Origin of the sequence: Streptomyces bobili (genome assembly GCF_002154575.1) — a bacterium.
Lineage (GTDB): Bacteria > Actinomycetota > Actinomycetes > Streptomycetales > Streptomycetaceae > Streptomyces > Streptomyces bobili.
Window position 1 is genome coordinate 1 of the sequence record NZ_MUBA01000494.1, and the last position, 9,714, is coordinate 9,714.

Sequence of the window (9,714 nt, forward strand, 5' to 3'; positions counted from 1 at the left end):
CCGCCGTGGCCACGGCGGTGAGGGTTCTGCGCAGGGTCACTGTCCCGCCAATCCCGTGTGTGCGACACCCGCCACGATCTGGCGCTGGAAGAAGACGAAGACGATGATCAGCGGCAGGCCCGCCATGAGGCCGCCGGCCATGAGCTGGGCCCACTGGATGCCGTAGGAGTTCATGACGGTCGCGATGCCGTTCGGCATGGTCATCAGCTCGGGGTTGTTGGTCACCATGTACGGCCACAGGAAGTTGTTCCACGAGGCGATGAAGGTGAAGATGCCGACCGCCGCGAGGGACGGGCGGGAGAGCGGGACCACGATGGTGAAGAACACCCGCCAGCGGCCGGCGCCGTCGATGAAGGCGGCTTCCTCCAGTTCGCGCGGGATGCCCTGGAAGAACTTGTAGAGGATGTAGACCATCGCGGCGGGCGCGCACTGCGGCAGGATCATGCCCCAGTACGTGTCGACCATGCCCAGCTGCTGGACGGTGGTGAACAGGGGCACCCCGAGCACGGCCGGGGAGACCATCAGGCCCGCCATCACCACACCCATCAGGAAGCCCTTGCCGCGGAACTCCGTGCGGGCGAAGCCGTAGCCGGCGAGCGCGGCCACCAGGAGCACCACGGCCGTCACGCAGACGGAGACGACGAGGGAGTTCACGAACCAGTTGGTGATGTTGCCGGACTCGAACATGGCCGACCACGCCTGGCCGGTCCAGTCCTGCGGCAGCCAGTGCGGCGGCACCTCGACGGCCTCGGTCTCCGCCTTCAGGGAGGTGAACACCGCCCAGACCAGCGGCGAGAGAAACACCAGGGAAACGGTTGCGCCGAGCAGGGTGAGCACGATCTGGCTGGGCGTCCAGGGCCGCCTGCGGGGCTTGCCCGGTGCCGGTGCGGCGGACTGTGCGGCGGTGGTCATCGGCCGCCCTCCTCACGGTTGCGCAGCAGCCACATCCGCGCGAGGGCGACGGCCGCGATGAGCACGAAGAAGATGATCGAGATCGCGGAGGCGTAGCCCACGCGGTAGCTGGTGAAGCCCTCTTCGAGGGTGTACTGCACGAACGTGCGGGTCGAGTCCTCGGGCCCCGTGCCGAAGTCCATCATCACGACCGCCTGGTCGAAGACCTGGAGCGAGGCGAGGATCTGGAGGGCGATGACGAGCCCGGTGATGTTGCGCAGCATCGGCAGCGTGATGTGGACCATGCGGTGCCAGGCGTTCGCGCCGTCCAGCTTGGCGGCCTCGTAGAGGTGGGCGGGGATGCCCTGGAGCGCGGCGAGGTAGAGCAGGAAGCTGAAGCCGACCGTCCACCACAGGGTGCAGATGACGACGGCGAGCATGGCGTACGACTTGTCGGTCAGCCAGGGCGTCTCGATGCCGAAGACGTAGTTGATCATTCCGGTGCCGGGGTTGAACAGCCACTGCCAGAGATTGGCGGCGACCGTGGACGGCAGCAGGAACGGGGCGAAGAAGCACAGCCGCCACAGCCACTTGGCGCGCTCGATGTGGTGGGCGAGCATCGCGAGGAGGAAGGCGAGCACGGTGATGCACGGCACCACGAGCAGCGTGAAGTAGCCGCTGTGGCCGAGCGCGTCCCACATCAGGGGGTCCTGGAGGGCCTCGCGGTAGTTGTCGAGGCCGATGAAACTCGTGCTGTCGCCGGAGATGTTGGCGTCCGTGAAACTGAGGTACACGCCGCGCAGCAGCGGCCAGATCACGAAGAGCGCGAACAGCGCCAGGAACGGGGCGACGAACCATCCGCCGTGCTGGAAGCCCTGCTTGCGGCGGAGGGTGGCGCCGGCCGCGGCGGTCCTCGTGCGGGTCGGGGCGAGGACGGTCTGTGCGCTGGTCGTCATGCGAGCGCACCTCCCTGCGCGGCGGTCCTGCCGTCCATGGGGTTCTTCATGGCGAGCAGCTCGGTGAGGGTGCTCTTCATCCGGCGGGCTGTGGCCTCCGGCTTGGCGGAGCCCATCGTCGAGGAGACGACGATCGGGCCGACGCGCTGGGCGAGGATGCCGGTGGAGCCCGCGAACCACACCTTCGGCTCGGTGGCCTGGTGGTCCATCGCCGAGGCGTACTCGTTCTGTGGGCTCAGCTTCTTGTACGCGGCCGTGGACAACGTCGGCGTGTAGGCGGGGATGTGGCCGCCGGCCGCCCACTGCTGGGCGTGCTGGACGACGTAGGCGGCGAGTTGGTGGGCGGCCTCGTTCGTGGCGCCGCCGCGCTCGGACTGGTGCGGCAGGACGAAGGAGTGCGACTCGGCGTGGGTGGCCTGTTCGCCGAAGACGGGCGGCAGCGGGGTGGCGCCGTAGTCGAGTTCGGCGCCGGAGAAGACGGGCACCGACCAGTTGCCCTCCCAGGTGAAGGGGGCGCCGTTGATGAACTGCTCGCCGTCGGCGGCACCCGCGGTGGAGTAGCCGTCGGTGACGTGCCGGCGCAGGAACTCCAGGACCTCGGTGGCCTTGTCGGTGTCGAAGGTGACCTCGGTGGCGGCGTCGTTGAAGTAGGTGCCGCCGAGCTGGGTGTAGAACGCGACGAAGAACCACCACATGAAATTCTGGTCGTTGGCGTGCAGTCCCAGGGTCTGCAGCCCCTTCTTCGTGGCCTTCTTGGCCTCCTTCAGCACGTCGAACCACTCGTCGGTCGAGGTGACCGGGACCATCCGGCCGTCGGCGCCGAGCAGGCCCGCCTTCTTCAGCACGTCCTTGCGGTAGAAGCAGAGCTGGACGTGGATGTCGAGCGGGAGGGCGTAGAGCTTGCCGTCGATGACGCCGCGCTTCCACAGCGCGGGGGTGAAGTCGGCTTCCCGCACTCCGTACTTGGCGAGCAGCCGCACGTCCCAGGGGTCCAGGAGGCGGCCGGGTGAGAAGCCGGTGACGCGGCCCATGTGCATGACGCCGAGGTCCGGTGCGCGGTTGCCCGCGGCGGCCATGGCGAGCTTGGTGTAGAAGGGGCTGCCCCACTGGAGGGTGGAGTCCTTGACGTCGATGCCGGGGTTGTCCGCACGGAAGGCGTCCAGCATCGCGATCATGTTGTATCCGTCGCCGCCGCTGAAGAGGTTCCAGTAGCGCACGCGGGTGTCCGCTCCGGAGGCGAGCGCGTCGGCTCCGGTTCCGAGTGCCGCGAAGCCGAAGCTTCCCGCGACGGTCAGGCCGCCGGCGGCGGCCAGAAGTCGCCTGCGACTCAGGTCAGGTCGTCCCATGCCCTGCCCTTACTGTTCGATATCTCGAATCGTGCCCGTAACTTCGAACGGGACCGTAAATTCGATGGGCCCTCACGTCAATGGTTCTGACACGACTTCCGGCAATCTTCGACAGTGAGTCTGATAGCGCTTTCTGTGAAGGCATCGCCGGATTCTGTGAAGGCGCAGCCTCCGTTTCCGAAGCGGTGCGGCTCCCGTTTCGAAAACGGTGCAGCTCCGGTTTCCGTGGAGGCCCCGCTCCCGATTCTGTGAAGGCGCCGCTCCGGGCCGGCATCACGTGACGGGGACACGTCCGGCCGCGTAGCCTCGGAACCCGGCTTGCCACGCGGCGGCGGGAAAGGGGACCGGATGGACGACGCGGGCGTGCGCGGAACGGCTGCCCGGATCGCCTCGGCGCTGCGGCGCGCGAGGACCGGACCCGCCATGCGCCACCTCGCCGGCGAACTGACCGCCGCACTGCGGGCCCGGCCCCGGACCCCGGCCGGACTGCGGGAGGTGTCCCAGGCACTGTGCGAGGAGCTGGCCGCACTGCGCGGCGGGCGCCCCGTCGAGCTGCGCTTCGAGCGATTCCCCGACGAGATCGAAGTGACCGGGCTGTGCGTGGAGTTCGAGCACTTCGACCTGGTCATCGTCGAGGAACGGGCCGAGGAGGTCCAGCAACTCGTCATCCTCGGCCATGAGTTGTGGCACCTGCACGCCGGGCACGACCACCGCGGCACCACCGGTACGGCAGCCGCCCGCGCGCTCGCCGTACGGCCCGCCTGGCGCGACCTCGCCCTCGCGGTCGCCGCCCGCAACGGCTCCCGCGCACAGGACGAGGGCCAGGCCGAGGACTTCGGCCACCGGCTCGCCGCCACGCTACGGCCCCTGCTGTACGGCGGCGACGACACGGCCGCCACTCCCCTCGAACCCGTCCAGCGGTCCCTCGGCTACCGGGGGCGGCGTGGAGATACGGACCGGCGATGAACGACCTGGCCCTCGTCGCGGCACGGCTCACCGAACCGCAGGCCCTCACACCGGCCGGCTTCGTCAACGACTTCTACCCGTCCTTCTGGTGGATCCCGGCCGGCATCCTGGCGGCTGCCCTGGCCATCAAGCTGCCCAGCATCATCCGGCTCTGGACCGACCCGCTGCTGCGCGCGGTCGGCGGCCTGCTGGTGCTCGCCCTGTCGGTGTTCGTGTTCGTCGCGCCGTCGACGATTCGCTGGGTCAACCAGATCACCGGCGTGCCCAACATCTCCGGGCCCTGGGTGTACTCCCTGCTCACCGCGTTCTGCGGCTCGTGTCTGCTGCTGATCATCACCTGGCGCGACGGCCTGTCCGACCGCTCGCCCCGCACCCGCGCCGCCATGCGCTGGGTCCTGGGCACCTACGCCGCCGTCATCGCCGCCCTGTGGATCATGTTCGCCCTCGCCGAGATGCCCGAGGAACGGCTGCGGGACCTCGACACCCACTACGCGAACACGCCGTACGCCCGCGAGATGATCGTGCTCTACCTGCTCGCGCACACCGTGGCCACGCTCATCACCACCGCGCTGATCTGGAACTGGGTGCGCACCGACGGACTCGACTCCCTGCTCCGCTGGGGGCTGAAGTTCCTCGGCGTGGGCTACGCCCTGCAGTTGGCCTTCGACGCGGCCAAGCTGAGTGCCGTGGGCGGCCGTTGGGCGGGACGGGACCTGGACTGGCTGAGCACGACCGTGGCGCCGCCGCTGGCCTGCCTGTCCGCCATCCTGATCGCCGTCGGGTTCATCCTTCCGCACACCGGCCAGTACCTGCACGACCGTCGGCAGGTCCGCGACGCCGTACGCGAACTCCGGCCGCTGTACCGGCTGATGAAGGCGGGCGGCGGCGGAGTCCCCCGCGTCCTGCGCACCCCGCCCGAGCTGCGCCTGATCCGCCGGGAGACGTTCATCCGCGACGGGCTGCTCGCCCTGTCCCGGTTCGTCGACGCGGACCTGCGCGCACGCTCGTACGAGGCCGCCCTCGCCCTCGGCCATCCGCCGGACCGGGCGAAGGCGCTGGCCGCCGCGGTGACCGTGCTGGACGCGGCCGACGCGAGGAGCCAGGGGCGGGAACGCGACGGCGCCGACTCCGACTCCGGCTCCGGCTCCGGCTCCGGCTCCGGTGAGGCCGACACGAGCGATCTGCTGCGGGACATCGGGGCGGTGTCGCGCGCGCTGAGGTGCCCGGACGAGGTGCGGGCGGTGCGGGAGCGGGCCGCGGCTACGGCTGCTGCGGTTGCCACGGCTGCTGCTGCGGCTTCCGCGGCTTCTTCGGCTTCTTCGGATGGAGAGTGGGCCGGGGACCCGGTGGGGCACGCAGGTACCGAGCGCTAGCGGGGGCGGGGCCTCGGACACGCCCGGCAGGTGTGCGCGCCTCCTCCACCTGGTGTTCACCGGCCCCGCACACCCGCCGACAAAGGCCGGAACTCGTGGGCGGGACCCGGGTCGTTCCGGGCGCGAGGAAGGGTTCGGGCTCCTGGCAGCGGGAGTTTTCGGCCACGGGCGTCACAGCGCCGTATCCCGTTCACCCGTTACAGCCGGTTCCTCCCCGCCTAGTTCGCGCCGAATTCTCCCCTCCGTGGGGGCCGAGGTAGCTGAACCGGCACAGGTCTTGGCATATTGCACGGCACAGGTCCTGGCATATCGCACGGACCGGAAGACCCGCGCAGCCACGGGGAGAACCGTGCGTACGAACAGGGAGATGCGTCGCCTCGCCGACACGCTCATCACTCCCATCCGGGTGCCGGTCCCGGCCGAGCCCGAGGTCCTGTTCGACGCGGTCGTCGAGGCGGCCGCGCGCTGGCGGGGCCGCGAGATCGTCGTGCACCGGGCGGTGTTCCCGCCGCACACCGCCAGCGGCCTCTGGCTGGAGGGCGAGGACCACGACGACGTCGTCATCGACGAACGGGCCGCCGTCTGGCACCAGATCGTGATCTTCTGCCACGAGGTGTGGCACATGCACCGCCGCCGGACCGACGCCGTCCCCGGCGCGGCCCCGGCCGCCGCCGCCCGCACCGACTTCACCCTCTCCGACGAGCAGGAGGCGGACCGCTTCGGCATGCTGATGGGCCGCCGGCTCCGCACCTGGCTGGAGGCCTCCGCCGACTCCGTGTACGCCGACCGCGGCGACGACACCCAGGACATCGCCGGACGCATCGGCGCGGCCCTCAACTACCGAGGGACCCGAAGATGAACGGCCTGCCCCACTACCTCAGCGCCGCCGCCCTCTGGCTCGGCCTGCTGGCGCGCGCCCCCGACCTGCTGCGCCACCGGCACGACCCCTACCTGCGGTCCATCTGCGCGGTGCTGGGCCTGGCCGGGCTCTGCTTCTTTCTCGGGGCCCCGCCCACCGTCGGCACCGTCAACCGGCTCAGCGGGGTGCCCAACCTGGCCGCGCCGCTGACGTACGCCGCGATCACCGGATACAGCGCCGCCTCCCAGGTGCTGATCGTGCACTGGCGGGGCGGCCCGCGGGTGCGCCGGACCGCCCGGCGCTGGATCCTGGCGTACACGCTGCTCGTCCTCGGCATCGCCACGATGTTCGTGCTCGGCGACGCGCCCCTGGAGCGGCGCACCGACCTCGACACCTACTACGCCAACACCCCGTACCTGCGCGAGATGATCCTGCTCTACCTGCTCGGGCATCTCGCCGCCGCGGGCGTCACCGCCGTCTCCGCCCTGCGCTGGGCGCGCGAGGTGCGCGGCCGGCTGCGGACGGCCCTCGTCACGCTCGGCCTCGGCGCGCTCTGCGGGACCGTGTACAGCCTGGCCAGGCTCGCCGCCGTGGCCGCCCGCTGGACCGGCCACGACTGGTCCGCCCTGGTCACCAGGACCTCACCGGCGGCGGCCGGACTCGGCGCGCTCCTGACGGTCGTCGGCGTCCTCGTCCCGCTGGCCGGCCCCCGGCTCACCGAATGGCGGCGGACCCGGCGCACCTACGCCCGCCTCGGACCCCTGGAACGCGAACTGGACGGCGTCCTCACCCGCCACGCCCTGCGGCTGCCCCCGCCCCGCTGGGCCCGGCCCGCCACCCGGCTCGTGTGGCGCCGGACCAGCATCCACAACGCGCTGACCTACCTGGACGCCTATGCCGACCGCGAGCTGTACGACATGACGCTGCGGGCCGCCCTGCACCGCACCGGTGACGCGGAGCGGGCCGCCGCGACGGCCTGGGCGACCGTCATCGCGGCGGCCGTACGACGGGAGGCCCAGGCGGGGCGGGCCGCGCCCACCGGTGGCGGTACCGGCAACGGTGGGCGCGGGGAGTCCGACTGGTTCCTGGAGCGGGCCACGGACCCGGCCGCGCTGGTGCGCATCGCCGACGCGCTGGCCGGCGAACCGCTCGTCCGTGCCGCCGCGGCGCGAGTCCCGGCGGAAGCGCCGGCGCAAGCAGCCGTGCAAGCCGAAGCAGCGGTCGTGCCCGAGGGGCGGTCGACCTCGTGAGCCTCGTCGTCTACCTCGCCGGCGCCGTCCTCCTGCTCTCCGCCGCCGTGCTGTTCCACCGGCCCCAGTCGGCCACGCCCAACCCCCTCACCGCCTCCACCTGCGTCACCATCACCCTCGGCGCGACCGTCTTCGTCTGCTCGGCGCCGGTCACCCTTGCCGCCGTCAACGACCTCACCGGCATCCCCAACTTCGGCGCCCCGCTGACGTACGGCATGCTCTCCGCGTACAGCTGCTCGGTGCTGATCCTGCTCGCCTACTGGCGCGGCGGGCCACCCGAGCGGGTACGGCGGCAGGTACTGCGCAGCATCGCCGTGTACGCGCCGCTGATCGTGACGCTGATCGTGCTGTTCACGCTCGCCGACGCGCCCACCGAACGGCTCACCGACCTCGACACCTACTACGCGAACACGCCGTACATGCGCGAGATGATCGTGCTCTACCTGCTCGGGCACACCGCCGCCATCGTCGCGATGGCCGTGGTCTGCCTGAAGTGGGCGCGCGAGGTCACCGGGCTGCTGCGAACCGGGCTGCTGCTGATGATCGTCGGCGCGCTGCTGGACCTGCTCGGCTTCCAGCTGACCAAGTACACGGCCGTCGTGGCCCGTTGGACCGGACACGACCTCGACTTCCTCTCCACGAACGTCGCCCCGCCGATGGCCGCCCTCGCCGCGCTCCTCTTCTCCGTCGGCTACGTGCTGCCCCGGCTGCTGCCCGCCGCCGTCGCGCACGGGCGCGGACTGCGCGACCACCGGCGGCTGCGCCCCCTGTGGACCCGCGTGGGCTTCGTGTCGGTGGCGCCCAAGCCGCCCGTGTCCTGGTGGCGGCTGCCCGAGGAGCGGCTGCACTGGCGGGAGGTCGCCATCCACGACGCGCTGCTCGCCCTCGCCCCCTACTTCGACGACCGGGTACGGTCGCGGGTGCTCGCCGCCGCTCTCGGCGAGGGCCGTACCGCGCACGAGGCGCGGGTCGCCGCGGAGGCCGCCATGCTCGCCGAGGCCGCCCGGCGGGCCGCCGCGCTCGAGGAGCCGTGCGCGACGCCGAGCACCCACCGGCTGCACGCCACGGAGGTGTCCGGCACCGCCGGGCTGGTCGAGCTGGCCCAGGCGCTGGCCCGAACTCCGGTCCCGAGCCCGGTCGGTGAAGGTACGGTGAAGCCATCCATGGCGGCTGAAAGTCCGCCTTCGTGATGCCTGCCTGACTGCGTAATTGCCGTTTCTGCCTGCCTGCCTGTCTGTCTGCCTGTCTGTCTGCCTTCGTGGCCGAGTACGAGGAGCCCCATGTCCCGTAGAGCTGTCGTCATCGGTGCCGGCCTGGCGGGCATGCTGGCCGCGGCGGCCCTGTCCAGCGTCGTGGACGAGGTGACCGTGCTGGAACGGGACGACCTCCCCGACGGGCCCGAACACCGCAAGGGCCTGCCGCAGGGCCGGCACGCCCATCTCCTCATGGCGGGCGGGCTCGCCGCCATGGAGGACCTCGTGCCGGGCGTCGGCATGCGCAAGCATCTGCTCGCCGCCGGGGCCCGCGAGATATCGCTCAGCTCCGGCATGATCGCCCTCACACCCGAGGGCTGGATGCGGCGCTGGCGGCACGAAGGCCCACGGATGATGACCTGCAGCCGGGCGCTGCTCGACTGGGCGGTCCGCGGCGCCGTACTGGCCAACACCGGGGCCCAGGTCCGCAAGGGGCAGGCGCTGGCCCTCACCGGCGACGCGGAGCGCCCNNCGGACGTGGGTCGCGGGTCGTCAACTGGCTGTCCGGACTGGGCATTTCCGGTGTCCGGGAGAAGACGGTCGACGCGGGCCTCGTCAACGCCACCCGGATCTACCGCACCCCCGAAGGGGCCGGGCGCTTCCCGCTCACCATCATCCAGGCCGACCCCTATCAGGGACTGCCCGGACGCAGCGGCATGGTGCTGCCCATCGAGGGCGACCGGTGGATGGTCAGCCTCGCCGGGACGCGCGGCGGGGGCGAACCGCCGTCCGACCCGGACGGATTCCTCCGGTACACCCTCGATCTGCCGCACCCCCTCGTCGGGCAGCTGATCTCCGGCGCCGAGCCGCTCACCGACAT

The 9,714-nt window shown here is 71.3% G+C and carries 8 protein-coding genes and 1 pseudogene; 6 read left to right on the top strand and 3 right to left on the bottom strand.

What is annotated here, in order from left to right; all coding sequences use genetic code 11:
- Positions 1–36: 36 nt before the first annotated feature.
- From BZL64_RS31315 to BZL64_RS31325, 3 genes are read right to left on the bottom strand one after another with little or no spacing between them, the layout of a single operon-like run.
- Positions 37–912 (bottom strand): carbohydrate ABC transporter permease, encoded by an 876-nt coding sequence (locus BZL64_RS31315; RefSeq protein ID WP_086772517.1) that lies wholly within the window; start codon positions 910–912, stop codon positions 37–39.
- On the bottom strand, positions 909–1,847 hold the full coding sequence (locus BZL64_RS31320) for a carbohydrate ABC transporter permease (RefSeq protein WP_086772518.1): 939 nt from the start codon (positions 1,845–1,847) through the stop codon (positions 909–911). Before BZL64_RS31320 ends, BZL64_RS31315 begins: the two co-directional genes overlap by 4 nt.
- Positions 1,844–3,193: an extracellular solute-binding protein gene (locus tag BZL64_RS31325; RefSeq protein WP_086772519.1), complete on the bottom strand. Its 1,350-nt coding sequence runs from the start codon at positions 3,191–3,193 to the stop codon at positions 1,844–1,846. Before BZL64_RS31325 ends, BZL64_RS31320 begins: the two co-directional genes overlap by 4 nt.
- Positions 3,194–3,541: 348 nt before the next feature.
- Between BZL64_RS31325 and BZL64_RS31330 the strand changes: the two genes are divergently transcribed.
- From BZL64_RS31330 to BZL64_RS31355, 6 genes and pseudogenes are all read left to right on the top strand, one after another.
- Positions 3,542–4,159 carry a toxin-antitoxin system, toxin component family protein gene (locus BZL64_RS31330; RefSeq protein ID WP_208639554.1) on the top strand — a complete coding sequence of 206 codons (618 nt, stop codon included), beginning with the start codon at positions 3,542–3,544 and terminating at the stop codon, positions 4,157–4,159.
- Complete coding sequence (locus BZL64_RS31335) at positions 4,156–5,532, top strand: MAB_1171c family putative transporter (protein ID WP_244205589.1); 1,377 nt, start codon at positions 4,156–4,158, stop codon at positions 5,530–5,532. The genes BZL64_RS31330 and BZL64_RS31335 overlap by 4 nt, the downstream gene beginning before the upstream one ends.
- A 349-nt stretch (positions 5,533–5,881) precedes the next feature.
- Positions 5,882–6,391, top strand: coding sequence for a toxin (locus BZL64_RS31340; RefSeq protein WP_086772520.1), 510 nt, complete (start codon positions 5,882–5,884; stop codon positions 6,389–6,391).
- Positions 6,388–7,641, top strand: a complete 1,254-nt coding sequence (locus BZL64_RS31345; protein WP_244205590.1) for an MAB_1171c family putative transporter — start codon at positions 6,388–6,390, stop codon at positions 7,639–7,641. The genes BZL64_RS31340 and BZL64_RS31345 overlap by 4 nt, the downstream gene beginning before the upstream one ends.
- Positions 7,638–8,831, top strand: coding sequence for an MAB_1171c family putative transporter (locus BZL64_RS31350; protein WP_086772521.1), 1,194 nt, complete (start codon positions 7,638–7,640; stop codon positions 8,829–8,831). The genes BZL64_RS31345 and BZL64_RS31350 overlap by 4 nt, the downstream gene beginning before the upstream one ends.
- Positions 8,832–8,921: 90 nt before the next feature.
- Positions 8,922–9,714: pseudogene (locus BZL64_RS31355) on the top strand (pyridine nucleotide-disulfide oxidoreductase); the annotation flags it as partial.